Consider the following 21,035-nt stretch of genomic DNA (forward strand, 5'->3'; position numbering starts at 1 on the left):
CAATGACTTAGCCCAACTCTAGCCAGTTGGGCTTTTTCATTGGTGGGGAGTTTTTCGGGACTTCATCCAGTTTTCCTCTTCAAGATTGTCAGCACCGGTCCTCGAGAGTCGGTTGCTGATACCATATTCGCAGCTTCAATCAGATGCCCGAGCTCGGCGCCCGAGTAGTGACTGGTGATGCTGCCGTTCTTGTGTCCCAGCAAAGCCTTACGGTCTTCCTGCGTGACACCTGCCGCCCGAAGGCGACGGCCAAATGTGTGCTTCAAGTCATGCACCCTTATGGATGCATACCCAGGGTGAGCGGGGCGAAGGTTTTCCTCCTGCCAGAGTTTCGCCGCTCTCACCCGCGCCTTCTTCCAGGCCGAGTCGTTCATGCGATGCATTGCAGTTCCGTTGTAAGGAAAAACCCATTCCTTGCTCAGTCCCCGCTGCTTATCAATGATCGACTTCGCCACGTTGTTGAGCACGACCAGCCGCTCATCACCATTTTTCACGCCTGACCGCTCGTTCCTGCCCCCGAAGTCGGACGGTATAAGGAACACGCTGGTGCCAAGCTCTGGCACCGGAATCTCCCAATCCCACCTCAACTTGCAGACCTCTTGCTCGCGGCAACCCGTGTTCACTTTGAACAGGGCCATCGTTTGCAGGTGAGCCGGCAACTCCCCGAAGAGTATCGATTGCTCTCCCCATGTCATTGGGTAGGGCTCGCGAACCTTTTTCTTCAGGTCCAACCTGGTCAGCATCGGAACCGAATCAAGCCAAGGCCTGCGCTCTTCATCCCTCCATTTCCTCACGCAAAGCGAAAGCACACGTATCACCCGCTCGATCGAGATATTGATCGTCCTGGGCGCTACCGGCTTCAGTTGCTTGCCGCACGGCAGGACCATCCCCTTCAAGCGATCTCTCACGAACGGCTCAAGCGCCTGGTCATCGATGTGCGTCAATGGCAGATCCTTGAGATAAGGGTGCAGCTGCTTCAGGTGGTGCGCAGTCAGCTTGATCGAAGGCTGATCCCTATGGTCGATCAGGAACTTTGTTGCGGCCTCGTCCCATGTGCGCACCCGGCGCACGCCATATACCTTTTGCTGCCGAAGCTGCTCCAGGCGGTGAATCAAGTACTGCTCGGCTTCTTGCCGGTCACTAGTGCCAGTGCTTTCTCGAAGTCGCTCGCCTCGGAAAACTTTGTCGATTTGCCAGATTCCACCTTTCTGGTAGAGGCCGGAGATCGCTTTTCTCGCCATGGTTTACCTCCTGTTGGCTCGCCACGGCACTCGCTGCGGGGGCGATTGTTGTCCTGATTTGCTGCCTTTTCAATCGACTTGCTCTCGACGTAGGCGTCGGCCCACTGGTCAAGCTCGATTCGGTCGAACGCCACGCCTTGTTTCCCTATAGGGAATTCGCGGACGTTGGGCCTGACCGTTTTGTTGAATTCGTCCCGGCACATGCCGAGGTAGCCGGGCGCATCCATAAACCGGATGAACCGCGGCGGAATGCTCGTTGCTTTTGCCGCTGTGGCATTTGCCATGTCTTGCTCCTGCCGCGCTTGGCGGCCGAAAGGTTTACGCGGGACGCGCCTTCTGGATGATGTAGATGGCGATGCAGCCCGTGGCAGCGATCCAAACCATCGTGCCGAAACCGGCGGTGATCAGTGCGGCATCTGAGCCGTGCTCGATCATTTGGGGCGCGGCATAGGCGAACCACAGCAGCGTGATCAGCAGGTAGAGAAGGGCGCCCATCACGATTTCGAACAGTTTTCTTGCAGACATGGTGTGCTCCATGCCGCGCGTGGCGGCAGAAGGTGGTGAGGGGTTATGCCAGGTCAGCCAGCGCGAAGACGATGCCCCGGCAATATCGGTCCACGTCATCCATCACTTCGAACGTGGCGTGGGGGATGTCGGTTTTGTAGGTCCAGGAGTAGCCATCCTCCTTGCACCACAGCGCCTCGATGGGCTTGGCGTTTGCCTTGCGCTGGAAGTACTCCTCCAGCTCGTCGTCATCGTCGATGCTATCCCGGTCGGGCAGGACGCCCTGGGCATCAACCAGGGCGGTGCCGCCGTCGTAGCAACCGATCTCCTCACAGGCGGCGCCTTCGAATTCCATCAGGTCGTCGCTGGCGCCGTAGACAATCACCAGACCTGAATCCTTGGCGACCTGGATCAAATCCTTGTGGATGCGGCAGGGGTAGGCGATACCGGATAACCGGTCCGCGAGCTCTTGTTTGTTCATGGCATAGCTCCGCCCGCCGTTCACCGGCAGGCTGTAGGTGGATTGGGGTTATGAGATCAAGCAGCGATTCGCGGCACCAGAACGCCGAGATCCGCCAAGCCTTGCAGCGCGATCGCGCATTCATCGCCGAAAGCAAACATCGCACTACCGGCTCCCGAGCGGCCCTTTTTGTGACTGTTCTCATGTCCGGGCACAAAGGCGATGCGGCCCTTTATCAGCAGGGTCGCCGAGGCGCAGGCCATTGCTTCCTGGAACCACTCGGCATCGGTACGGCTGAACACCAACGCAATTCCGTCACCGTGAGAGATAAGGCGGCGCATCCAGAAGCCGGTGTCAGGCCCGTAGGGTGGGTTCATCCAAACCCGGCCCGACCATTCTTTCGATAGGCCGTCATCGAAGATCGTGTACTTCGTCTTTGCCGGTACCGCCGTTACATAGTCGTGCGGGCTGGATGGGTCGAGGTCGAACTGCAGGCCGAGAAGTTCGAATATCCAGGCTGGCGTGTACCACTCGACGCTCTTGTGCTTCGGCTGAGCCTCTCGGGCGCCAATCATTCCACTCATGGCCTCGTCCCCCTGTATATCAGGTGGGCCATGTAGAGCAGGGGGAGGATCATGGCGTCACCTTCATGTCGACATCGTCATGGATCCACTCGATGTCGAGCAGGTCATCATCGTCAATCTGAGCTTCACGAAGGTCATTGCTGGCCAAAAGCTCCGCGACCTCGTCGTCATCAATGTCTTTAATGACCTTTCGGAAGCTCACGACGGCCTTGCCGGTGAGCACAACTGTTTTTTTCATGGGCGAGCTTGTCCTTGCCGCTATAGCGGCTGACTTTGAAGGGGGAGGGTTACTGCTGGATTATTCGTCGTCGAGGCCGGGATCTATGCCGTTGCGCTCGCACGCTTCACGCAGCTGCTGTTCGTAGGGCCTGCCTTGCGCAGCCTGGTCAGCCCAATAGTTCTGGCCGGAACGATCATGATCATCCAGCTCAGGCATCACCACCGCTACCGGCGCGGGCTGCTCGGTGTAGAGGGGCTGCCATTCCCAATAACCTGGCTTGTCGCTGAAGAACCACGGCTCGCTAGCGCTGTGGCGACAACGATACGCCACCGGCTCGCGCTGCCCCTGAGTCACTTCAGCCACTTCAGCCAGGGCGGCGCGGATATTCCACTCAGCAGCATCAGCGATGATGGGATCGTCATCAACAAATACACAGCTACCGGCATGGTCTCCCTTGATCCGAACATAATCAAAGCCTGTTATGGCTTGCACGGTGCAGCCGCAGAAGGGGCACGGCGACAAGGGTATGTTGTTGCTCATGGCTCAATCTCCCCAATAGCTCATGTCTTCATCAACGGCATCTGAGGGAGACATCTCCCATTCGATGGCGTAGGTTTCGTATAGCGACTCACACATATCCCAGCGCGCAAAGCCGGCGCGGTTCTGCATGTGGAAATAGGCGCGCAGTATCCAAAAGAATTTACTCATGGCTCACAGCCTCGGCGGTGGGGTTGAGGGCAATCAGCTCGGTGCGTCGGTAGCAATCGGCAGGAAACCCATACTCACGGCAGGCGCAGCCTTCACCGCATTCGTCTTCACGGGTTTCGACGCGCAACACGCCATGCTTGACAGCAATGTCCTGAATGTCGGAGCCGTCAAAGCTGCCGCCCTCGAAACAAGCACTGATCATTTCGCTGGCGAATGAGCGAAGCTGATCGTTCTGCTGATCCTGCACTGTGAGGCGCTGCTGTAGGGCTTGTTCGCGGCGTTCAGCAGCGAGACAGCGTTCAGTTGCGTCGAGGAAGCACCGGGCGGCGTTGTCGAAGTCGCCGGCGTACACGTATTCGCCGGCCGCACCTTTGAATCTGTAACGCTTCACGCTTTCCATACACCCTCCTGGGGCTTAACGCTGAATCTGTAGGCGGCATAGGGAGCAGCCGCGTTGAGGGCGAGCACGCCTATCAATAACCAGATCATTACGGGGCTCTTTCCCGGGGCATGCCCGGGCGGTGGAGTGGGGGATGGAAAACCCACAAGAGGATTGGTTGTTGCGCGGGCGCCATCCTAGGTGCGCATACCGAGGCATTGATGCCTCAGGCTTGATGCGTACCCACATCGGAGCGCTGCCGCATGAAACGCGCAACTGAAGACCTGATGTACCAGATCCTGATCGACCTGATTGTTCGCACTGTCACCTGGCTGGCCGAGTGGATCTCGGCCGTTCCATGGCCATGATTTATGCCGCGACTGCCTGCCGTTCTTCGACGCGCCACGGATCGTTCGCTCGGGCAAGCGCTGCCATCGGCGGCGGGCTGACGCTGTTGCCGCACATGTGGACCTGCTGAGTTTTGGTGAATGGCTTGCCGTCGGCGCCGTGGCTGATTACGTAGTCGGCGGGGAAGCCCTGGGCCTTGTACAGTTCGGCCGGCTTCAGCATGCGCAGGCAGATATCGACGATCACATACGGCGTGCCCTTGACCATTACCGTCACCATTGCCAAGCGATCCTTGGTGGTGATCGTCGGCGCCGGTGCATCGCAGGCGCTGATGTTCTCGGTGCCGTAGTAGCTGATCAGGAATGCCGCGACGCGAAGGGCGCCGTCTTCATGCTCTGGCGACAGCTTGTAATGCAGCAATGCGTGATGCTCGGCGCCCGCGGTCATGGTCGGCACCGGCTCATCTACACCCCGGCCCACGCAGTTCCGGCGCAGGGTAGCCAGGCTGGCGCTCACCAACTGTTGCTGGCTGCCGGTATTGGTCACCGTTGTCAGCGGCTCGTCCATGCCCTTTGCAAACGTGGTGTTGAAGCCGCCGTTCATCTGGGCCATGAAGACCGTGGATAGCCCCATGGCGTGGGCGGCACCGGCCGGGCGCTGGTAGTTGCCGCCGCTGGTGATGGTCGGAAGTGGCTCGTCGAGTGCCTTACCTGCATCGTTAAAGCGGAACTTCACCAGGTGAGCCGCGGCGATCGCGCGATGGTTCTGCGTCATCAGCGTTCCGGCCGGCTGATCGGCCGTCGTGGGCTTTCCGCTATATACAGGCCCACCGGCGCCGACCATCACCGGACTGATAAGCGTCAGCTCCCCACGGTTGGCGCATGTCACGGTCGGCAAGGGCTCCAAGGGATCATTAACCCTGACGCTGCCCTGATGGGTGGCTGGCGCAATAACCGGGCTTGCCATGGCGAACGAACCGCCGCGGGGCCAGCTGGTGATGGTGCGCAGCGGTTCCGCCGACGATTGCGCCAGTTCACCAGACCAGTTCGCGATCGGCACAATGAACGGCGCCGGGTTGTCGATGACGAACTTCTTCATGCCCCTAGCAACGCGGCGCAGGGTGGCCGGGGCCAGTTCCTTGCTGCGGCCAAATATGCTTTTGCCCAGGTCGCTGAAGTCGATGCAGTCGGCGGCGGTCTTCCACTTCTGCTGGCCTTTGACCGGGTTCTTCGCGTGGGTTGGCGCCGGCCATACGATCGGCTGACCATCGCACCGGGCGATCATGAATAGGCGTTCCCGGCTGGTAGGCGCGCCGAAGTCGCAAGCCTTAATCACGCGCCATTCCACGGCGTAGCCCAGGCGCTGCAGCTCGGCGACGAACACAGCCCAGGTCTGCCCGCGGCGTTTTGGGTCGGGGACCAGGAATTGATTGTGCACCGGCACGACTTCGCCAGGCTCCGCGATCCGATTGACCATGCTCTTTGGCTTTGTCGGGTGCGGCATCAGGTCCAGGGTGACCACGCGGCCGGTGGACTTGCACCGCTTGGCGATCAGCGGCCCCCACTGAAGGATCTGCTTCACGTTCTCCAGGCTGATGACTCGGGGCATCTTCTTGCCGGCCCACTTGAGGCCGATCCACGACAGGTTTCGGATCTCGCGCTTACGCGGCTGGCCGCCGGCGGCCTGGCTGTGATGCGTGCAGTCCGGCGACATGTGGAACCAGCCCACGGCCTTGCCGCCGCACTCGGTATCCGGGTCGCCATCGAAAACATCCGTGGTGAAGTGCACCGCGCCCGGGTGATTTACCGTGTGCATGCTTATCGCCTGCGGGCTGTGGTTCTTCGCAACGTTCACCGTGCGGCCCAGGCCTATCTCCAGACCGGTACCGGCACCGCCACCACCGCAGAAGAAGTCGACAACGATCTCATCGTCCTGAGGATTGAAGCCGAGTCCGTATTGAGTTTTGAAATCGAAGGTGTGTTTTTTCTGATGTGCGGACATAGGGGGGCCTCGCCGGGTATATTTGGCGTTCAGACTGGGGGAGGGAATCTATGGATCAGCTATGGAGCGACATAATTTCAACATCGTTTGGTGGTGCCGCGGCCGGACTTACGCTCTATTTGGTACAAAACTGGCACGCGAGTTACCGAGACTGTCGCGATTCAAAGCGAGTCTATAAATGGATGGTTGAACAATCAGGGCCTGAGCACGGATGGGACTACCGATCTACTCGAGCGATCGCTAGTTACAACAATCTGACCGAAGATCGTGTGAGGTACATCTGTAGCTATCACGACAAGATCTTTCTTTCGACAGGGAAGGATGAAGACAAGTGGACGATTAAAGAGCCTCTTGCTCGGCTAAGCGATCACTTACCTGAGTAGTTTTCTGGGGCGAAAAATTCGTCTTCAGGCTCTGGCGGGTCGACGGCGAGCGACTTCATGCCGGCCGCCTCAATCAGTCGCGACACCTTTTCTGTAACAACGAAAGGTGTTGTTTTGATATGCAGCATTTTGGCCTGCGTCTCGAAGTCGGTCGCGATCAGGTTCATCAGCAGCCGCTGGTGAACGTCCTGCTGGTTGTTGATGCCGTGGTCCTTCATGACCCGCTGAAGGTCCTTCTTGAAAACGCCGGCCACTTCAACCGTGAACTTCTCGATGCCCAGCTTTGCAGCCGTCTCTGCTGCCTTCTCGCGCTTTCGGCGCTGCTTGAGCGCTTCCGCCGTCGGCTGCCTCTCTTCCTCGGCCATGGCCTGCTCCTTCGATTCCACTGGCCGGCAGTGCCAGCCAGGTCTGTCGTTTGCGTTGTTGGGTGCGACTACTGATTCTGCGCATCAGGCGTTGGTCGGGAAGTCGAGCGAGTAATCCGCTACGATCCGCCGGGCCAGTGTCGTGCTGATGCCCATGTGCTTGCAGGCCTTGTTGCGGGTCATCCCTGCTGCCTTGCACTCCATCAGCTCGGCGGCGATCTTGTCTCGCTCCTCCTGAGTGATGACGCGACCACGCTTGGTCTTTTGGGCTTCGATGTTCCGGTAGCCGTAAGGTGTTTTCGCTACCGTTACGGTGCCCGGGCTGTCCTTGCCGACGCCGGCTGGAATTTGCTGCGCCGTCCCGCCAGATGCGAAGAAGGCAGCTTTCGCCGCCTCCAATTCACTTTGCCGCTTGGCGGCTTCCACGGTTGATTGGTCCATATCAGGCACCGTTTAAATGGTGATGAGGGGCGAAGGGGATGTCGTCGTCGAAGCTGTCGAAGTCCGGCGGCGCGCCTTGCTGGCTGTTCTGCGGCGCCGATTGCTGCGGCCTCGGCTGTTGCTGGCGCTGGCCGGTGGGCCGCTGCTCGTTCGTGCCGGCCTGGCGGTGCGCCGGGGAGCCCAGCAGCTGCATCGTGCCGCGCATATCGACGTGCACCTCGGTGCTGTAACGCTTGATGTTGTCCCTCTCCCATTCGCGGGTTTGCAGCTTGCCCTCGATGTAGACCTGGGTGCCTTTGGTGACGTATTCGCCGGCAATCTCGGCCACTTTCCCGAACAGGACGACGCGGTGCCATTCGGTCTTTTCGACCTTCTGGCCCGTCTGCTTGTCGGTCCATTGCTCGCTGGTCGCCAGGCTCAGGTTGGTCACGGCGTTGCCATTCGGCAGGTAGCGGACCTCTGGATCCTGTCCGCAAGTACCGACCAGGATGACTTTGTTTATTCCACGGGCCATGGGGCCTCCTATTTGATACGAATGGCGCTGTCACCGCGCTCAAGGTGGGCCCAGGTGGGTTCGGGCAGTAGCTCATGCTCGGCGTCTTCGCCGGCGGCCATGCGCTTGCGCACAGCTTCGTTGTGATCACGAATTTCCTTGAGCTTGGCCGCAATGGCAGCCTTGTCTGGTGCGAAGGTGGTTTTGGGGACGACATAGTCCTCGGGGAGCTCGTCCTCCTTGTCGACGATCACCTTCTCCTTGCCCAGGGCCAGGGTGATGGTAAACAGCGGGCGCTTGATCGACTTGAGGCCGGAGGCCTCCATGTTCCGGCGAAGGTAATCGCTGATCTGTGCCACGCTGTTAGTCTTGATGCGCTTGAGCTCGGCCAGCCGCTCGATCTCGTTTTCAATCGCGGTTACGTCGCTTTCGATGTTCCGGCGCAGCATGACGATGTTGTCGGCCTTCACCTCGAATTCGCCTTGGATTTCATTCATGGCGTTCTGCAGGGCCTCTTTCAGCCCCTCATCGTCGGTGTCAGTCATGCCTTGAAGCTCGGCCAGCTTGCCGGTAAGTGCGTAGAGTTGAGTCACGCTGCGTCCTCCTGCTTCGGTTCAGATAGCTTTTTCCATTCGAGGGAAATCCGGGCGGCGCCTTTCTCGTCCTTTCGCCGCGTGAGCTGAAGAACCGCCACGTCATGAATCTTTTTGCGCTCATGCGGTGTTTGAGCGTTTCGCAGGTTTTCAATGACCGACTTGATGTAGTCGAGACGATCCTGCTGCTGCTTGGCGATTTCGGCATCCTTGTCTATGGCCTGCTCAATCGCTTCCTCTTCCTGGCGCTGCTGGACGTAATCGCGATCGTCGAACATACCCAGGAACACGTCAGCGCTGAAACCGAGCATCGAAAGGGACTTTTTGATTGCGTCGGTGAGGGACTTTTTCGGCGCCTCGCCGTCCGTGGTGGTGCCGAACTTCGATTTGTAGAGGTAGGGCGTGCAGCCGTACTGCTCCAGCTCGCCGCGTTCGCCGTCGATCTTGAACCAGAACAGGATTTTCACCGTGTGGTTCAGCTCGAAGCCCAGGCTGGCGCGCTTGTCGCCTTCGCCGACGAACATCTCGGCGCCCTTGTCGAATCGCTCCTCCGTCACTTTCCAGCCGAAACCAATGCCAACAGGACCGAAAACCTCGGTGGCCTTCATGATCATGGCCGTGCCGTTCAGGCTGGTGATTTGCTGTCCGCCGACCTTGGCGTCTTTGGTGAATCTGGTATCGGTCTTTTCAACCCGATTCCAGATTTGCATGTTTTTATCGGACATGACTGTTCTCCGCGCCACCGAAGAGGGGCGCTGTGGAAGGGTTATTGAGTGATCAGGCCGCCGAGCGCGGGGCCGAGGAACACGATGGTGTAGAAGGTCAGGCCAACGATGGCCGAGATCCATCGAAGGGCTCGGCGCCGATACTGCTGGCGGGCAGTCACCGAAGCACCTGCGATATCTGAGTGACCGAGCAAGCCTTGGAGCGCTCCTGTACTACGGTGTAGGCCAGCATGGTGATGAGCATGGCGGAGGCGAAGATCCAGGCGAGGGCTTTCATGGCGTCACCGGCTTGCGGTAGCCGGCGTCGATCATTGCCGCGACAGCGGCGGCGAGAATGTTTCCGCCCACCAGGTCATTCGGGAAATGCACTTTGGAGTTTATGGCCGAGAGCGCATTTCGAATTTCATGCAGGCGATTATCCGCCGCTATCTGCTCGGGCGTGCGGATAGGTCGGAATGTCGGAACATCAAAAGGATCGCTAGTATCGTCAGCGCCGTACTCGCCCTTGCGCGAGCCAGAAGTAAAGCGATACACGGCTCTACCCTCGTCGTGCGCAATCACCAGGCAACAAACGTAGTCGTTAGTGGTGCTGGACCATAAAACCTCACAAACCGTCCCAACAGGCGGCAGGCCTTCGCCGTCCCATGCGGTTTTGGATGGGCGCGGAACAAGCCTCAATTTCTGCCACCCTGGAAACTCTGGAATGTGCTCCAGCCCTTTGTCGGCATAGCAGCTGTAGAACTCACCGCCATTTCCGCCAGGGTTGTAGATCCAGCCGGCTTCCATCTTGGCGTTACCTGGGCACCAGTGCGTTGCATGCGGGGGCGCCTTGCTCCAATCGATGTTCATGCCTTCACCTCGTAAGCAACGGTCCATTCACCACACAGGCAGGCCCGACCACTCCAGGCATGCACGTTCGGGATACCAGCGTCATGAGCCAGCGACAGGGCGCCCAGCCACTTTTCGTGGGTGAAGGCCAGGATCATCCGGTCGGCGGGCAGCTCTTCGATTTGCTCGTCGATCAGCGTTTTAACGATGGGAGTGGTCATGCCGAAACCCTCTTAAGGTGGTCGTTGCGCTCGCAGAACTTCAAGTCCAGCCTGTCGCGGTATGTGTTTGCTTCATGGCGCGGGATTAACTCGGCGAACTCGGCCATTTCGATCATGCCCATGACGTAGGTGCGGTCAGGGATTGGCGTACAGGACCGGGCCATTTTTGCGATTTCCAGATCCAGGCGGGATGTTGCGAGTGGATTTTTCACAGTTCGTTGTCCTCTGCCTGGGCGATCAGGGCGTCATCGGCATAGGGCTCGAGCAGCGATTCCGCAATCTCGTAGAGCTTGCCGCGGGGGTTGTCGCTAACCCCTGCAACGTTTCGGGCATGGGTTTTGGCTGGTCCGCCGTTCTCGACCTCCAGCACCAGAAGCGCAAGTTCGCCGAGATCATCCTCTTGCGCCTCCTGAAGTGACCGTAGGTGGTCGCAGAGCTTTTCTACGAACCGGCCTTGAGTAACCCCGCGAGGCGGGCCGAAACGAGGCCTAAACATCACATCGCCCCCCCTGACCAAGTGTTCGGCGTTATCCTCAACCCAGCGGCTGATCGCTTCATCTCGGGCCGAGTCGTCATCTGGAGACGCATTGTCGTAGCGCTCCTGACAAATCTTCAGTGCGGCGTTCATGGCTTTGTCCTCTGGTTAAGCGCTCGGTAGCGGCGCACATAGCCGTCGGTGAGGCGCTTGATGATTCGGGGGTAGCGGTCGGGGTGGTGCAGGCGGCAGGGCAAATGCTCGCGGCCCCAGCCTTCGTGGTCGCAGTAGTCGCAATCACAATGCTTGCGGAGTAGGGCGGCGGCTTCGGCGCGGCATGCGGCCCGGAGGCTGAACCATCGGCGGCCACCGCCACGGAACACCTCGGCCTGTTCAGTCGTGACGGCCATGATCGCCTCCAGTGGCTAGGGTTAAGTGGACTTTGAGGAGGCAATGGCGTCCAGGATCATTTTCACGTGCGATCCGTTGGCGCTGCAGTAACCTTCATAATGAGTCGGCACATTCACATCCCAGCTCTTGATGAGCTGCCAGATCGCCTCAAATTCAGGCGAAGCCAGTTCTTCATCGGTAGGATTCGGCATTTCCATTTTTTCGCTCATGGCCCCTGAAGAACGAGCGGAAACCATTGCATCTGCCATCTGATACGCGCAGGCGGCGACATTTGCATTGATGCTGTCTTCGCCGGAATCGAAATAACCATCCTCCGCAGCCTTCCATGCGAGCGGCATGGCCTTGGCCGCGAAGTAGTCACGCAGGCTCATGCCGGACAGATCACGCTTCGTTTCGGCGACTGTCGACGGCTGAAAAACCATGTGGTCGTAGTCCGCGACCGGGAAGGCAGGGCCTCCGTCTTGTTTGCTCATGACTCTCTCCATCTGGTTGATCCAACAAATTCCGGCTGCACACGATCCTTCCGCTGGTTGCCGTGGGGCGCGGTGTCATGTGCATGCGGGATTGGTCGGGGGAGGGTGCCGGTCTTTCCCGGCTGTCACGGCGCTTGTGCCAGATCAAGGTAGCTCGCCAATACCAGGTTGGCGCTGACCCTGCGCAATGCGGGTTGAGCTATTCGCCGGTGATGCAGGTGGGCGGTTATAGGCCGCAGTTTCGTCCGCATCGGGGTGTGATCTGCGCGGAAGGCAAGCCCCGCTTTGCGCCTCCGAGTGCGCCCCCTCAAGCCACGCTCCGGTGATTTCTCACTGCCTGGTCGTGGTCTCGCGTTCTTCCCGAGGTTGCGAACCCTCGCTTTTCGGCTAGTTGCCAGCGCCTTAATATCTGCTGGCGGTTCAGATCACACCCCGATGCGCTCTCCATAGAGAGGATCGGGCAGTTAACGACAGGGCTGTCGTGGCGCTGGTTGTTCAGTGGTGCAAAGTGCCTTGGCCGAAAGGTTTGAAGCAGCAGGCGCAGACAGCGACGCCTGTCTCCTGCTTGATCTCAATGCTGCGGGCGGTCCGTCGGTACATATTGGCCGCGAACGTCAGCCCGGCCCGCTCAGCCTCATCCGCAACCAGAAGCCATCCCGCGATTGCTGGGTTTGGCGTAGCTGGCTCGGCCAGCTCGATCTCGATTTGCATCGTCTTGCCCTCGGTTTGTTTGGCTTTCAAATACCTCCCGGGGTGTGAGAGGCATTTGTAAAGCCAGATGGCCGACCTGAAACAGCAGGGGGCCATCTGTGAAAAGGTCCGTCATGCTGCGAACAGGTCTTGCTGGCCGGCCTTGACGGTGAACGGCTTGCGGCTGGCGAAAGACTCTTCCAGCCAATACCGCTTGGGAGTGCCAAAGCTGTTCAGATAACCAGGCTCCGACCTGCCGACAGTTGCGTGGGTGTTCAGGTTTTTCCATTCCGAGAACTCAGGCCAAGGAGTGGGGTGGATGTTTTCCGGCCCGCCTACTGCCTGGAAAAAATGGTCTCTACTTACCTCGATCATGCTCATCGCTGTAACTCCGTTGATTTCCAATGCCGCCTCATAGAAGCGGCATCAGTAAATCTGTGGCGCCGTGACCCGCTACTGGCGTCGGTCACCGGCTTGAATCTAATGTCTTTACTGACCGCTGCGTCGGCATGCCGGGCGCAGCAGTTGAATTTGGTATTCCTCAGCAAACCTGCGAGCCGACACGTCGGGCAAGGAAGCATGCTGTCTTGCGTACTGTTCCCAGAACTCAATGGCCGGATTCACTCGGCGCCTGGGTCTACGTCTTCAGGTTGTTAAAGAGCGGCGGGTCTGTTGAGGCCCTGGCGAGTCGCTGTGGCGTCTCGATGGGTGAAATATAGGGTAGCCTTTATTTTGAGTCAACAGGTTTACCTTTATTTTTTCTCGGACAATAAAAAACCTGCCAAAGGCAGGTCTATCTTTTCGAAAGGAGAGGCTACAGCTTCGATGCGCCTTCGCTGAGCTTCTGGTTTCGCTCGTTTGCCGACTTCTGCTCCAGCGCCTTGTTTGTCAGTGACGCCGCGCTAGTGTTGATATCACCAGCATATTTTTCTACCAAGATGGTGGTATTCCGCCCAGACCAGGAGAGTCGCTCGTTGGTGAATGAGGCGCCGCCCTTGGTCTTGATTGTTTCACTGGTGCGTTTGGAGGGCTCTCCATACTTCGTGATGAACAGCTGGGCCAGCTTTTCAAAATCATTTACGTTCGCAGTTAGGTAAAAGTACTCGATGCCCCCGTCGCGAACCTTGGCGTGAAGGCTGTAGTTATAGGAGAGGCCGATTTGTGGCTTCCCTTCGATGCCGTAAAGCCCCTGAAAGGGCTTTTCGTAGCAAAGCGCTTTCTGCTGGAAACCGATAACGCCAGGAGCGCAGGAGGGCAAATCGTTGACGATATTGCTGGTGAAGTTGATCCCAAGGAAGCTGCTCGGCTCCTGAGTCCATTGAGCCTCTTTTTGCGGCTTGCTTGCAGCCTGAGCGCCAGCGCTTAACGCCAGCAAGCCCAAAAGTGCCACGCCCGATCTGGTCATTCTTTCGTCCTTAATATGAGATTACTTTCGCTTCGGCGACCGCCTCACGGTAGACCACCAAAATACACGTCCTAGCATTCTGACTTCGTCTCTAAACTGTTCAGCGCTCATAACCTCATCAGGATATTCCTCAGCGTTCTCGCTGCGAATCCTGACAGCGCCAGCCGGCAGTCGATGCAAATACTTCACTCGGAGCATTCCGCCGTGATTGAAGGCGTATATCTCGCCATCAATGATCGACGTGTCTTGGGTGTCGAAACCGATAGCGGCGCCGTCCAGTATCAGGCGCTCCATGCTTTTTCCTTTTACCCTGGCGCACGCAGCGCTCTTGCAGTCAACGCCAGCAGCCCGGAGCGTTGCGTTGCTGAACCTCAGCTTCCGGTCAGCAACCTCAACTACTTCGGTCATCCCGGCCCCGCCGGAAAATTCGACCTCGGCATAATAGGGAACCTCGCAATCGTCCTCTTCTAAGGGGTCTCCGTCTTCCCAGCTGGACAGTTCACCCAACAGCTCCATGTTCGATTCTAGAACCTGGCCGGCATCTGCGATTACCAGCATCGGTTGCTTCGTACCAACCGTGATATTCCATTGATCGTTGGGGAACTGGGTTCCTTCCGAAAGCCAGACAGGATTAACGCCACAGATTTGCGCGAGCTTCACCAGGTGCCCGCTTGATCGCGTAAGCCCTCGTTCAATTTCGGAAATCGATGCCTGTTTTAGGCCGGCGCGCTCGGCCAGCTCGACCTGAGTAAGGCCAGCTTTTTTGCGTGCGTATTTGAGACGGTCTTTAAGTTCCATAGCGGGCCAATTTAAAGGTTGGCCTTTGAACTTGCAAAAAGGTATACCTTTGCCATAAGATAAAGGTATCCCTTTATATGGGCGGAGAATCATGAACAATCCCTTTGAAAAGTTGGTCGAGCATTTCGGCTCGCAGAACGCTACGGCGGCAGCTCTCGGCGTAAAGCAGGGCACGGTCAGCGGTTGGGTTCGCGGGCTGCACGGCTGTGCTGCCGAGGTCGCTATGCGGGCTGAGATCGTCACCAACGGCGCCATCAAAGCTCGCGACCTTCGCCCAAGCATTCCTCAACAAGCTGCATAACCCCTTCGAACAACCAAGGAGCCTCACCAATGGCATACGACGACACGCGCCACTTGAAAGACCGGGAGATCAAGTCCCGCTACGACGATGAAACCTATGAGGCCTTAAAGGCCGTGGCCCGCCTGCACAAGCTTCAGCTCGCGGTATTCGTGCGCATGTGCGTCGAGGAGAAGCTGGAAAGCATCGTCGAGAGCGATGTTACCGATGAACGCCACATGGCCTGAAGGCCTACAGGAGGCCCTGTGCCTGAAACCACGATCTGCCATGGGATCGAGGGAAGGCTTTACGAAAAGCTTGAACGACTGGCGAAAGCGGCAGGCGTAACGCCTGACGAGTACGCCGCAAAGCTTGGAGCGGAGCGATTCTTCGAGAAGACCAGGCCAAAGGGTTCCGGAAAGCTTCGGAATCTGCCGGTAACACGGCGTGATCCGCCGAAGGACTTAATAGGCCCGGAAAAGGGAGGCCCTGATGAAGCCCTTGAATAGCGATACCCAAACCGCAGGCGAAAAAAAACCACCAGGCCCGGTGGTTTCTTCTACTGCATACATCAAAAGCATCTGTGAGGCGGATTATGCATACCTCTAACTACGATGTACAGGCCCTCAAAAATCCCGCGACACATTTTCGTGATTCGAAAAACGTGTCGCGTACCAATCCCACCATGTCTTCGCGAGAAATTTCTGAACTGACCGGCAAGCGTCACCCAGACGTCAAGCGGGACATACAGGCCATGGCTTCTGAGCTTGAAGAAGATGTGAGCAATTTTGCTCGCATCTATTTGGATAGCATGAATCGGGAGCAGACCGAGTACCTGCTAGACAAGGAGCTGACCGAGACCCTGTTGACTGGTTACAGCGCAAAGATGCGAAGGGCGGTTGTCCGGCGGTGGACGGAGCTCGAGGAGCAGGTCCGCCCCAGGGTACTCGCGACCCTTCCAGACTTCTCCAACCCAGCAGCCGCTGCCCGCGCCTGGGCCGAGCAATTCGAACTCCAGCAGGCAGCCAATCAGGCCCTGATTGAGGCCGCGCCGAAGATCGCCTTTGTGGAGCGCTATGTCGAATCGACAGGCCTCAAAGGTTTCCGCCAGGTTGCGAAGCTGCTCAAGGCCAATGAATGGCGGTTCCGTGAATTCCTCCTCGACCGAAAAATCATGTACCGGATGGGCGGCGAGTGGCAGGCCTATCAGGGCCATATCGAAGCAGGGCGCTTTGAAGTCCGCGCCGGTACCAGTGATAGCGGTCACGCCTACAACCAATCCAAATTCACCCCCAAGGGCGTCAACTGGATTGCCGGCCTGTGGGCTCAGCACAATCTCAAGGGGGTCGAATGATGGCCGCGCTTCCGTACATGCAGTTCTACGTCGCCGACTATCTGGCCGACACTTCTCACCTGACCACGGAAGAGCATGGTGCCTACATGCTGCTGCTGTTCAGCTACTGGCAGACCGGCAAGCCGTTGCGCATCGATCGCCTATCCACCATCGCACGCGTTCCCAACGACCGTTGGCCTTCCGTTGCCGATACGTTGAGTGAGTTCTTCCACATCACCGAAACGCATTGGATTCAGTTCCGCGTTGAGTCGGATTTGGAGGCAGTAAACAGCAAGGTGCAGACCGCCTCAAACGCAGGAAAGGCCTCTGCACGCAAAAAAGCACTCCAAAAACAACAGAATTCCAACGAAGCCTCAACGACCGTTGACGATCCGTTGCAACGAAACGCCAACCATACAGATACAGATACAGATACAGATAAGAGCAAAACCCCCTTACCCCCTGCGAGGGATGACCTGTTCCCGAAGTTCTGGTCGCTCTACCCGCGCAAGCAGGACAAAGCCAAGGCTCAGAAAGCCTGGGCGAAACTCAAGGTCACTGAAGACCTGTTTGCCATGATTGCCGGCGGTCTGGCCGCGCAGGTCGTGTCGGCTGACTGGCTCAAGGACGGCGGGAAATACATCCCGATGCCTACCACCTGGCTCAACGGCAAGCGCTGGGAGGATGAGGTAAAGCCCGCCACCAACGTCCATCCGTTCCCCGCATCCCGCCACACCGGTTTCGCTGACCGCGACTACACCGCAGGCCTGATTCGTCGGGAGGATGGAACCTATGCCTTCTGAGAACGTTGTCGCCATCCCAGCGCCGGCCTACCCGCCAGGAACTCGTATCCAGCCAGCCACCTGCGAAACCCATGGGGAGTACGAGCAGAAGGTCTATTCGGTCCTGGGCCGTGACCTGCGCTCTGGCTGCCCGGAATGCAGCCGCATCCGCGCCGAGGAGGAAGAGGCTCGCCGCCAGATCCAGGAGACGACCGCGCTGCGCATCCGCATGGCCGAAAAGCTCGGGGCAGCCCTGATCCCCAAACGGTTCGCCGGCAAGACCTTTGACCAGTACGTCGCCAAGACCGCCGAACAGCGCAAGGCCCTGAACACTTGCCGCCGGTACGCCGCCGAGTTCGTGGAAATTGCCGAGAGCGGCCGGTGCCTGTTGCTGCTGGGCAAGCCCGGTACCGGCAAGACGCACCTGGCCGTGGCAATCGCCAACGAAATCATGGCGACCACCACCGCAACAGCCGTGTACCGCACGGTCGGCTCTGTGCTCCACGCCATCCGCGCCACCTACGACAACGCCAGCGAGAAAAGCGAAAGCCAGATCCTGTCGAGCCTGATCAGTCCATCGCTTCTGATCCTGGACGAGATCGGAGTGAGCAAGGAGAAGCCGAGCGACTTCGAGCTGACAACCCTGTTCGCCATCATCAACGGCCGGTACGAGGAGCTACGGCCCACCGTCATCGTTTCCAACCTGGATGCGAAGGCCTTGGCTACGGCAATCGGCGATCGTTGCGCAGATCGCCTCAGAGAGGGCGGCGTGATCGTGATCCCGTTCGAGTGGGAATCACAGCGCGGAAAGGAGGGTTTTTGATGCGAGCCAATGTGAAAGACCTTCGCGCCGTTCTGATCCTGGCAGAGACATTCGCCAAGCACGGCGTGCTGTTCGTGCCAATGCCCGTGGCAGACGCCAAAGAGTTCGAAGAGCTCAAGGCCAAGGCTTGGCAGAAGCTGGATGAAATGGAAGCGGAAGCGGAGCAACGGACATGAAACGAGCATCCCCAGTACAGCTACGCCAAGCCCTTGAGGTAGCCAACACCTTGGTCAAGCACGGGATCAACTTCGTGTGCATCCCAGTGATCGACGAGGCCGACGCCGTGAACCTTGCCGGCCAGGCTGCCCAGCGGTTGGAGCGGTTGGCGTATATCGCGGAAGCGCAGGAGAAGCGGGTATGAGAGATATCAAAACGCGTGAAGGCTTCGACCTCTGGGACAAAGCCCACGATTTGCCGCGCTTCAACTTCTGGCGCGGTGGCGAAGATGAGAAGGGCAGCGTTATCGGCGTCCCAGACAAGCATGGACACTGGGTCAACTTCAACGACCTGACGACCCTGGTCGACCAGTATCAGGACGAGATCAACAGCCTGCGCGAGCGCCTTGCCAGGATCGAGCCGAAGGGAGTGCGGACATGACCGACAAGATGCGTGAAGAGTTTGAAGCGTGGGTCATTTCGAAATGGCCTGAGACAGATCTGGGTCAGTTCAACGACGGCGAATACTGCGGCTTCACACTGGCCCACTGCTGGAGCGCCTGGCAGGCATCCCGGGAAGCGCTGGTGATTGAGCTGCCGGATGCAGACGGACTGAATCGAGAGCACATGCTTGTGCAGGGATTTCTCGAAGGGGTCGCTCATACCAGGGTAGCCATCGAAGCCGCCGGCCTGAAGGTGAAGTCATGAGCCAGTACGACGAACTGAAACGGCTGGCCGAGGCTTTCCCCGCCGACCTCGATTGGGACAGCAACACTGAACCGTTTTTCAATGGCCCATCAGGCGAATCGCTGGGTGGCGGATCAACTGGGTTCTATTGCGTCTATGGCGCCCCGTTCGAAATTGATGACGAGCAATACGATGGGCCTACATACGTCGAGACCTGCACGGTCGACTTTGCAAAGTTCATGGTTGCGGCGCGTGAGGGCGTCCTGGCCCTGATCGCTGAGAACGAGCGGCTGAACACCGAAAACAAGCAATTGATCGAGCTGGAGATCCGGGGAGGCACCGCCCAAGCGGCCATCAACCTGCTCGCTGAGCGCGACGAGCTCCGCGCCGAAAACGCCGGACTCAAGACCGGCTACCAAGCCTACGAGCAGGTGAATGCTGAGCTGAAGGCTGAGAACGAGGCGCTGCGTGGGCTGGCCGAAACCGCGCAGAAAGGGTCGGAGCTTCTGAGCAAGGATGCGGATCGGTACCGCTGGCTGCGCGATAAAAGCGAGTCCATTCATCAGTTCTACCTGAGCACGCCGATTTGGTTTACCGGCGTGAAGTTCAGCAAAGACAACGTGGACAGCGCGATCGACGCCGCCATGGCCCAGGGAGAGCAGTCATGACTGAGATAGTTATGCGCAGCCGCGACGACACCAGCCGCCTCCGTGGCGTGCTCGACGGCACAGACTTCACCAAGCCCAAGAAAATCATCATCAAGGATCTGGACCGCAGCGGTGAGCAGAACAAGAAGCTCCACGCCTCGCTGACCGACATCGCCAACCAGGTGGAACACGCCGGCCGCAAGTGGGACGTGCTCGTCTGGAAGCGTCTGCTCACTGCTGCATGGCTGCGCGAGGCTGGCGATCAGCCGCAGATGATTCCAGCGGTCGACGGCCACGGGTTCGACGTGATCTACGAACGGACCTCGAAGTTGACCGTGAAGCAGTGCGCAAGCCTTCTGGAGTGGATCGAGGCATTTGGCGCCGAGCACGGTGTTCGCTGGACGCAGAAGGATTTATGGGAGGGGCGTTACTGATGCTCGCAGCCAAACAACCCCGCGCCAAGAAGTGCCGAGTCGCAGAGTGCAGGGCCTCATTCGTCCCAGCTCAGCCATTTCAAACCTGGTGCTCGCCTGACTGTGCAGTGGTGATAATCCGCCAGCGACAGGAGAAGCAGCGCAAGTCGTTCGCCCAGCGCGAGCGCCGTGACATCAAGGTCCGCAAGGAAAAGCTCAAAACCCGTGGCGACCACATGCGCGAGGCCCAGCAAGCCTTCAATGCATACATCCGCGCCCGTGATCAGGTTGCCGGCCACCTCTGCATATCCAGCGGCAAGCCATTGGACTGGAGCGGCAACGCGGTAGATGCAGGGCATTACCGCAGCGTCGGCTCCGCGCCGCACCTGCGCTTCGACGAACGCAACTGCCACGCCCAGAGCAAGCAGGATAACCGGTTCCTCTCGGGTAACGCCGTGGATTACCGGATCGGCCTGATCGCGCGAATCGGCCAGGAGGCGGTAGACGCCCTAGAGGCTGACCAGAGCGTGCGCAAGTACACCGTCGATGACTTGAAGGCCATCAAGGCCGAATACCGGGCCAAGACCCGCGAACTGAAGAGGGCTGCAGCATGACCTATCGCAACGTTGTTTCAGCAGTGGTTCGGGCTCTGGCCGCCGAGACCATAAACTCCGCCGGCGGCTGCGACTTCGAGCCCAAGGTGCAATGCGCCAAGCAGAAGGGGGAGATTGTCGGCAAGGAAGCCGCGTTCCTGACTGACTGCTGGGTGTTTGGCAGGCTGCATAAGACGCTGTCAGCGGCGCACTGGCGGGTGCTGGTTGCGAAGTTCTCGACGCACACCGAGCGCAAACACGCAGCAATCGCGGAGCTGACCGAGGTCATGCGGTCCCCGGCGCCCGAGCGGTTCCTTCACTGCGCCGTCGTCACATGGGCATTGCCCAAGCTGCCCGGGGTGGATGGGAAGAGGTCGACCAACGTCCTGCCCGCCGGCTGGTACGAGATGGACAACTGGTCGAACGAGCCGCACCCGATCAAGACCCAGGAGCGGTGGAGGCGGGATATTCGCAAGGCGCTGGAGCGTGAGGTGGATGAGGCTTTGGTGTCTGCCCAAGTCCTGTTGGATGCAGAGGGACTCATTAGTACACAAGCCGCTTGACGAGCATTGAGCCAAT

General features: G+C 58.8%; 39 protein-coding genes. 14 read left to right on the top strand and 25 right to left on the bottom strand.

Annotated elements, in window-relative coordinates; genetic code table 11:
- Positions 1-62 precede the first annotated feature (62 nt).
- From J3P90_RS09375 to J3P90_RS09495, 25 genes are all read right to left on the bottom strand, one after another.
- On the bottom strand, positions 63-1,226 hold the full coding sequence (locus J3P90_RS09375) for a tyrosine-type recombinase/integrase (protein WP_434676556.1): 1,164 nt from the start codon (positions 1,224-1,226) through the stop codon (positions 63-65).
- Complete coding sequence (locus J3P90_RS09380) at positions 1,112-1,525, bottom strand: hypothetical protein (RefSeq protein WP_434676174.1); 414 nt, start codon at positions 1,523-1,525, stop codon at positions 1,112-1,114. The genes J3P90_RS09375 and J3P90_RS09380 overlap by 115 nt, the downstream gene beginning before the upstream one ends.
- 34 nt (positions 1,526-1,559) lie before the next feature.
- Positions 1,560-1,766 carry a hypothetical protein gene (locus J3P90_RS09385; RefSeq protein WP_434676175.1) on the bottom strand — a complete coding sequence of 69 codons (207 nt, stop codon included), beginning with the start codon at positions 1,764-1,766 and terminating at the stop codon, positions 1,560-1,562.
- A 43-nt stretch (positions 1,767-1,809) separates the two neighbouring features.
- Positions 1,810-2,226: a hypothetical protein gene (locus J3P90_RS09390; RefSeq protein ID WP_434676176.1), complete on the bottom strand. Its 417-nt coding sequence runs from the start codon at positions 2,224-2,226 to the stop codon at positions 1,810-1,812.
- Between the two features lie 56 nt (positions 2,227-2,282).
- Entirely contained in the window at positions 2,283-2,789 is a 507-nt protein-coding gene (locus J3P90_RS09395) for a DNA N-6-adenine-methyltransferase (RefSeq protein WP_434676177.1), read from the bottom strand.
- 49 nt (positions 2,790-2,838) lie between these two features.
- Positions 2,839-3,027 carry a hypothetical protein gene (locus J3P90_RS09400; RefSeq protein WP_434676178.1) on the bottom strand — a complete coding sequence of 63 codons (189 nt, stop codon included), beginning with the start codon at positions 3,025-3,027 and terminating at the stop codon, positions 2,839-2,841.
- A gap of 60 nt (positions 3,028-3,087) precedes the next feature.
- Positions 3,088-3,549 (bottom strand): hypothetical protein, encoded by a 462-nt coding sequence (locus tag J3P90_RS09405; protein ID WP_434676179.1) that lies wholly within the window; start codon positions 3,547-3,549, stop codon positions 3,088-3,090.
- A 3-nt stretch (positions 3,550-3,552) separates the two neighbouring features.
- Positions 3,553-3,717 carry a hypothetical protein gene (locus J3P90_RS09410; RefSeq protein WP_434676180.1) on the bottom strand — a complete coding sequence of 55 codons (165 nt, stop codon included), beginning with the start codon at positions 3,715-3,717 and terminating at the stop codon, positions 3,553-3,555.
- Entirely contained in the window at positions 3,710-4,117 is a 408-nt protein-coding gene (locus J3P90_RS09415) for a hypothetical protein (RefSeq protein ID WP_434676181.1), read from the bottom strand. Before J3P90_RS09415 ends, J3P90_RS09410 begins: the two co-directional genes overlap by 8 nt.
- Before the next feature lie 348 nt (positions 4,118-4,465).
- The gene (locus J3P90_RS09420; protein ID WP_434676182.1) at positions 4,466-6,445 is read right to left on the bottom strand and encodes a DNA cytosine methyltransferase; all 1,980 of its coding nucleotides are present in this window, start codon (positions 6,443-6,445) and stop codon (positions 4,466-4,468) included.
- Positions 6,446-6,812: 367 nt separating this feature from the next.
- Complete coding sequence (locus J3P90_RS09425) at positions 6,813-7,193, bottom strand: hypothetical protein (RefSeq protein ID WP_434676183.1); 381 nt, start codon at positions 7,191-7,193, stop codon at positions 6,813-6,815.
- Between the two features lie 84 nt (positions 7,194-7,277).
- A complete protein-coding gene (locus J3P90_RS09430) occupies positions 7,278-7,634 on the bottom strand; it encodes a hypothetical protein (protein WP_434676184.1) in 357 nt (118 codons plus the stop codon).
- Position 7,635: 1 nt separating this feature from the next.
- The gene (ssb, locus tag J3P90_RS09435) at positions 7,636-8,148 is read right to left on the bottom strand and encodes a single-stranded DNA-binding protein (protein WP_434676185.1); all 513 of its coding nucleotides are present in this window, start codon (positions 8,146-8,148) and stop codon (positions 7,636-7,638) included.
- An 8-nt stretch (positions 8,149-8,156) separates the two neighbouring features.
- Positions 8,157-8,720 (bottom strand): siphovirus Gp157 family protein, encoded by a 564-nt coding sequence (locus tag J3P90_RS09440; RefSeq protein ID WP_434676186.1) that lies wholly within the window; start codon positions 8,718-8,720, stop codon positions 8,157-8,159.
- On the bottom strand, positions 8,717-9,445 hold the full coding sequence (locus tag J3P90_RS09445) for a hypothetical protein (protein WP_434676557.1): 729 nt from the start codon (positions 9,443-9,445) through the stop codon (positions 8,717-8,719). Before J3P90_RS09445 ends, J3P90_RS09440 begins: the two co-directional genes overlap by 4 nt.
- 273 nt (positions 9,446-9,718) lie before the next feature.
- Positions 9,719-10,294 (bottom strand): hypothetical protein, encoded by a 576-nt coding sequence (locus tag J3P90_RS09450; protein WP_434676187.1) that lies wholly within the window; start codon positions 10,292-10,294, stop codon positions 9,719-9,721.
- A complete protein-coding gene (locus J3P90_RS09455) occupies positions 10,291-10,494 on the bottom strand; it encodes a hypothetical protein (protein WP_434676188.1) in 204 nt (67 codons plus the stop codon). Before J3P90_RS09455 ends, J3P90_RS09450 begins: the two co-directional genes overlap by 4 nt.
- Positions 10,491-10,706: a hypothetical protein gene (locus J3P90_RS09460; RefSeq protein ID WP_434676189.1), complete on the bottom strand. Its 216-nt coding sequence runs from the start codon at positions 10,704-10,706 to the stop codon at positions 10,491-10,493. Before J3P90_RS09460 ends, J3P90_RS09455 begins: the two co-directional genes overlap by 4 nt.
- Positions 10,703-11,122 carry a hypothetical protein gene (locus J3P90_RS09465; protein WP_434676190.1) on the bottom strand — a complete coding sequence of 140 codons (420 nt, stop codon included), beginning with the start codon at positions 11,120-11,122 and terminating at the stop codon, positions 10,703-10,705. Before J3P90_RS09465 ends, J3P90_RS09460 begins: the two co-directional genes overlap by 4 nt.
- Positions 11,119-11,379, bottom strand: coding sequence for a hypothetical protein (locus J3P90_RS09470; RefSeq protein ID WP_434676191.1), 261 nt, complete (start codon positions 11,377-11,379; stop codon positions 11,119-11,121). Before J3P90_RS09470 ends, J3P90_RS09465 begins: the two co-directional genes overlap by 4 nt.
- Before the next feature lie 21 nt (positions 11,380-11,400).
- Complete coding sequence (locus J3P90_RS09475; RefSeq protein ID WP_434676192.1) at positions 11,401-11,853, bottom strand: hypothetical protein; 453 nt, start codon at positions 11,851-11,853, stop codon at positions 11,401-11,403.
- A 495-nt stretch (positions 11,854-12,348) separates the two neighbouring features.
- On the bottom strand, positions 12,349-12,594 hold the full coding sequence (locus J3P90_RS09480; RefSeq protein WP_434676193.1) for a hypothetical protein: 246 nt from the start codon (positions 12,592-12,594) through the stop codon (positions 12,349-12,351).
- 81 nt (positions 12,595-12,675) lie between these two features.
- The gene (locus J3P90_RS09485; RefSeq protein ID WP_434676194.1) at positions 12,676-12,924 is read right to left on the bottom strand and encodes a hypothetical protein; all 249 of its coding nucleotides are present in this window, start codon (positions 12,922-12,924) and stop codon (positions 12,676-12,678) included.
- Positions 12,925-13,357: 433 nt separating this feature from the next.
- A complete protein-coding gene (locus tag J3P90_RS09490) occupies positions 13,358-13,948 on the bottom strand; it encodes a hypothetical protein (protein WP_434676195.1) in 591 nt (196 codons plus the stop codon).
- Between the two features lie 21 nt (positions 13,949-13,969).
- Positions 13,970-14,839, bottom strand: a complete 870-nt coding sequence (locus tag J3P90_RS09495; RefSeq protein ID WP_434676196.1) for an XRE family transcriptional regulator — start codon at positions 14,837-14,839, stop codon at positions 13,970-13,972.
- On the opposite strand from J3P90_RS09495, the gene J3P90_RS09500 reads away from it, so the two are divergent.
- The 14 genes from J3P90_RS09500 to J3P90_RS09565 all read left to right on the top strand — a co-directional run bounded on the left by J3P90_RS09500 (position 14,838) and on the right by J3P90_RS09565 (position 21,019).
- Entirely contained in the window at positions 14,838-15,047 is a 210-nt protein-coding gene (locus J3P90_RS09500; RefSeq protein ID WP_123587636.1) for a transcriptional regulator, read from the top strand. The genes J3P90_RS09495 and J3P90_RS09500 overlap by 2 nt on opposite strands.
- 29 nt (positions 15,048-15,076) lie before the next feature.
- Positions 15,077-15,271 carry a hypothetical protein gene (locus J3P90_RS09505; protein WP_028236758.1) on the top strand — a complete coding sequence of 65 codons (195 nt, stop codon included), beginning with the start codon at positions 15,077-15,079 and terminating at the stop codon, positions 15,269-15,271.
- 18 nt (positions 15,272-15,289) lie between these two features.
- Positions 15,290-15,532: a hypothetical protein gene (locus J3P90_RS09510; protein ID WP_434676197.1), complete on the top strand. Its 243-nt coding sequence runs from the start codon at positions 15,290-15,292 to the stop codon at positions 15,530-15,532.
- Positions 15,533-15,618: 86 nt separating this feature from the next.
- Positions 15,619-16,377, top strand: coding sequence for a phage antirepressor KilAC domain-containing protein (locus J3P90_RS09515; protein WP_434676198.1), 759 nt, complete (start codon positions 15,619-15,621; stop codon positions 16,375-16,377).
- Positions 16,374-17,159 carry a YdaU family protein gene (locus J3P90_RS09520; protein ID WP_434676199.1) on the top strand — a complete coding sequence of 262 codons (786 nt, stop codon included), beginning with the start codon at positions 16,374-16,376 and terminating at the stop codon, positions 17,157-17,159. The genes J3P90_RS09515 and J3P90_RS09520 overlap by 4 nt, the downstream gene beginning before the upstream one ends.
- Positions 17,149-17,961, top strand: coding sequence for an ATP-binding protein (locus J3P90_RS09525; protein ID WP_434676200.1), 813 nt, complete (start codon positions 17,149-17,151; stop codon positions 17,959-17,961). Before J3P90_RS09520 ends, J3P90_RS09525 begins: the two co-directional genes overlap by 11 nt.
- Complete coding sequence (locus J3P90_RS09530; RefSeq protein WP_242209157.1) at positions 17,961-18,137, top strand: DUF1382 family protein; 177 nt, start codon at positions 17,961-17,963, stop codon at positions 18,135-18,137. Before J3P90_RS09525 ends, J3P90_RS09530 begins: the two co-directional genes overlap by 1 nt.
- The gene (locus tag J3P90_RS09535; RefSeq protein WP_434676201.1) at positions 18,134-18,322 is read left to right on the top strand and encodes a DUF1382 family protein; all 189 of its coding nucleotides are present in this window, start codon (positions 18,134-18,136) and stop codon (positions 18,320-18,322) included. The genes J3P90_RS09530 and J3P90_RS09535 overlap by 4 nt, the downstream gene beginning before the upstream one ends.
- The gene (locus J3P90_RS09540) at positions 18,319-18,558 is read left to right on the top strand and encodes a hypothetical protein (protein ID WP_434676202.1); all 240 of its coding nucleotides are present in this window, start codon (positions 18,319-18,321) and stop codon (positions 18,556-18,558) included. Before J3P90_RS09535 ends, J3P90_RS09540 begins: the two co-directional genes overlap by 4 nt.
- Entirely contained in the window at positions 18,555-18,824 is a 270-nt protein-coding gene (locus J3P90_RS09545; protein ID WP_434676203.1) for a hypothetical protein, read from the top strand. Before J3P90_RS09540 ends, J3P90_RS09545 begins: the two co-directional genes overlap by 4 nt.
- Complete coding sequence (locus J3P90_RS09550) at positions 18,821-19,471, top strand: hypothetical protein (protein ID WP_434676204.1); 651 nt, start codon at positions 18,821-18,823, stop codon at positions 19,469-19,471. Before J3P90_RS09545 ends, J3P90_RS09550 begins: the two co-directional genes overlap by 4 nt.
- Complete coding sequence (locus tag J3P90_RS09555) at positions 19,468-19,884, top strand: recombination protein NinB (protein WP_434676205.1); 417 nt, start codon at positions 19,468-19,470, stop codon at positions 19,882-19,884. Before J3P90_RS09550 ends, J3P90_RS09555 begins: the two co-directional genes overlap by 4 nt.
- Positions 19,884-20,477, top strand: coding sequence for a recombination protein NinG (locus J3P90_RS09560; RefSeq protein ID WP_434676206.1), 594 nt, complete (start codon positions 19,884-19,886; stop codon positions 20,475-20,477). The genes J3P90_RS09555 and J3P90_RS09560 overlap by 1 nt, the downstream gene beginning before the upstream one ends.
- Entirely contained in the window at positions 20,474-21,019 is a 546-nt protein-coding gene (locus tag J3P90_RS09565; RefSeq protein WP_434676207.1) for a hypothetical protein, read from the top strand. Before J3P90_RS09560 ends, J3P90_RS09565 begins: the two co-directional genes overlap by 4 nt.
- Positions 21,020-21,035 lie beyond the last annotated feature (16 nt).

Source organism: Pseudomonas sp. D3-10, from assembly GCF_051132175.1.
In the GTDB taxonomy this organism is placed as follows: domain Bacteria; phylum Pseudomonadota; class Gammaproteobacteria; order Pseudomonadales; family Pseudomonadaceae; genus Aquipseudomonas.

Excerpts from the sequence above, each read along its gene's own strand:
- J3P90_RS09380 (WP_434676174.1), bottom strand. The coding sequence starts at position 1,525 with ATGGCAAATGCCACAGCGGCAAAAGCAACGAGCATTCCGCCGCGGTTC.
- J3P90_RS09385 (WP_434676175.1), bottom strand. The coding sequence starts at position 1,766 with ATGTCTGCAAGAAAACTGTTCGAAATCGTGATGGGCGCCCTTCTCTAC.
- J3P90_RS09390 (WP_434676176.1), bottom strand. The coding sequence starts at position 2,226 with ATGAACAAACAAGAGCTCGCGGACCGGTTATCCGGTATCGCCTACCCC.
- J3P90_RS09395 (WP_434676177.1), bottom strand. The coding sequence starts at position 2,789 with ATGAGTGGAATGATTGGCGCCCGAGAGGCTCAGCCGAAGCACAAGAGC.
- J3P90_RS09400 (WP_434676178.1), bottom strand. The coding sequence starts at position 3,027 with ATGAAAAAAACAGTTGTGCTCACCGGCAAGGCCGTCGTGAGCTTCCGA.
- J3P90_RS09405 (WP_434676179.1), bottom strand. The coding sequence starts at position 3,549 with ATGAGCAACAACATACCCTTGTCGCCGTGCCCCTTCTGCGGCTGCACC.
- J3P90_RS09410 (WP_434676180.1), bottom strand. The coding sequence starts at position 3,717 with ATGAGTAAATTCTTTTGGATACTGCGCGCCTATTTCCACATGCAGAAC.
- J3P90_RS09415 (WP_434676181.1), bottom strand. The coding sequence starts at position 4,117 with ATGGAAAGCGTGAAGCGTTACAGATTCAAAGGTGCGGCCGGCGAATAC.
- J3P90_RS09420 (WP_434676182.1), bottom strand. The coding sequence starts at position 6,445 with ATGTCCGCACATCAGAAAAAACACACCTTCGATTTCAAAACTCAATAC.
- J3P90_RS09425 (WP_434676183.1), bottom strand. The coding sequence starts at position 7,193 with ATGGCCGAGGAAGAGAGGCAGCCGACGGCGGAAGCGCTCAAGCAGCGC.
- J3P90_RS09430 (WP_434676184.1), bottom strand. The coding sequence starts at position 7,634 with ATGGACCAATCAACCGTGGAAGCCGCCAAGCGGCAAAGTGAATTGGAG.
- ssb (WP_434676185.1), bottom strand. The coding sequence starts at position 8,148 with ATGGCCCGTGGAATAAACAAAGTCATCCTGGTCGGTACTTGCGGACAG.
- J3P90_RS09445 (WP_434676557.1), bottom strand. The coding sequence starts at position 9,445 with ATGTCCGATAAAAACATGCAAATCTGGAATCGGGTTGAAAAGACCGAT.
- J3P90_RS09450 (WP_434676187.1), bottom strand. The coding sequence starts at position 10,294 with ATGAACATCGATTGGAGCAAGGCGCCCCCGCATGCAACGCACTGGTGC.
- J3P90_RS09455 (WP_434676188.1), bottom strand. The coding sequence starts at position 10,494 with ATGACCACTCCCATCGTTAAAACGCTGATCGACGAGCAAATCGAAGAG.
- J3P90_RS09465 (WP_434676190.1), bottom strand. The coding sequence starts at position 11,122 with ATGAACGCCGCACTGAAGATTTGTCAGGAGCGCTACGACAATGCGTCT.
- J3P90_RS09470 (WP_434676191.1), bottom strand. The coding sequence starts at position 11,379 with ATGGCCGTCACGACTGAACAGGCCGAGGTGTTCCGTGGCGGTGGCCGC.
- J3P90_RS09475 (WP_434676192.1), bottom strand. The coding sequence starts at position 11,853 with ATGAGCAAACAAGACGGAGGCCCTGCCTTCCCGGTCGCGGACTACGAC.
- J3P90_RS09485 (WP_434676194.1), bottom strand. The coding sequence starts at position 12,924 with ATGAGCATGATCGAGGTAAGTAGAGACCATTTTTTCCAGGCAGTAGGC.
- J3P90_RS09490 (WP_434676195.1), bottom strand. The coding sequence starts at position 13,948 with ATGACCAGATCGGGCGTGGCACTTTTGGGCTTGCTGGCGTTAAGCGCT.
- J3P90_RS09500 (WP_123587636.1), top strand. The coding sequence starts at position 14,838 with ATGAACAATCCCTTTGAAAAGTTGGTCGAGCATTTCGGCTCGCAGAAC.
- J3P90_RS09495 (WP_434676196.1), bottom strand. The coding sequence starts at position 14,839 with ATGATTCTCCGCCCATATAAAGGGATACCTTTATCTTATGGCAAAGGT.
- J3P90_RS09505 (WP_028236758.1), top strand. The coding sequence starts at position 15,077 with ATGGCATACGACGACACGCGCCACTTGAAAGACCGGGAGATCAAGTCC.
- J3P90_RS09515 (WP_434676198.1), top strand. The coding sequence starts at position 15,619 with ATGCATACCTCTAACTACGATGTACAGGCCCTCAAAAATCCCGCGACA.
- J3P90_RS09520 (WP_434676199.1), top strand. The coding sequence starts at position 16,374 with ATGATGGCCGCGCTTCCGTACATGCAGTTCTACGTCGCCGACTATCTG.
- J3P90_RS09525 (WP_434676200.1), top strand. The coding sequence starts at position 17,149 with ATGCCTTCTGAGAACGTTGTCGCCATCCCAGCGCCGGCCTACCCGCCA.
- J3P90_RS09530 (WP_242209157.1), top strand. The coding sequence starts at position 17,961 with ATGCGAGCCAATGTGAAAGACCTTCGCGCCGTTCTGATCCTGGCAGAG.
- J3P90_RS09535 (WP_434676201.1), top strand. The coding sequence starts at position 18,134 with ATGAAACGAGCATCCCCAGTACAGCTACGCCAAGCCCTTGAGGTAGCC.
- J3P90_RS09540 (WP_434676202.1), top strand. The coding sequence starts at position 18,319 with ATGAGAGATATCAAAACGCGTGAAGGCTTCGACCTCTGGGACAAAGCC.
- J3P90_RS09545 (WP_434676203.1), top strand. The coding sequence starts at position 18,555 with ATGACCGACAAGATGCGTGAAGAGTTTGAAGCGTGGGTCATTTCGAAA.
- J3P90_RS09550 (WP_434676204.1), top strand. The coding sequence starts at position 18,821 with ATGAGCCAGTACGACGAACTGAAACGGCTGGCCGAGGCTTTCCCCGCC.
- J3P90_RS09555 (WP_434676205.1), top strand. The coding sequence starts at position 19,468 with ATGACTGAGATAGTTATGCGCAGCCGCGACGACACCAGCCGCCTCCGT.
- J3P90_RS09560 (WP_434676206.1), top strand. The coding sequence starts at position 19,884 with ATGCTCGCAGCCAAACAACCCCGCGCCAAGAAGTGCCGAGTCGCAGAG.
- J3P90_RS09565 (WP_434676207.1), top strand. The coding sequence starts at position 20,474 with ATGACCTATCGCAACGTTGTTTCAGCAGTGGTTCGGGCTCTGGCCGCC.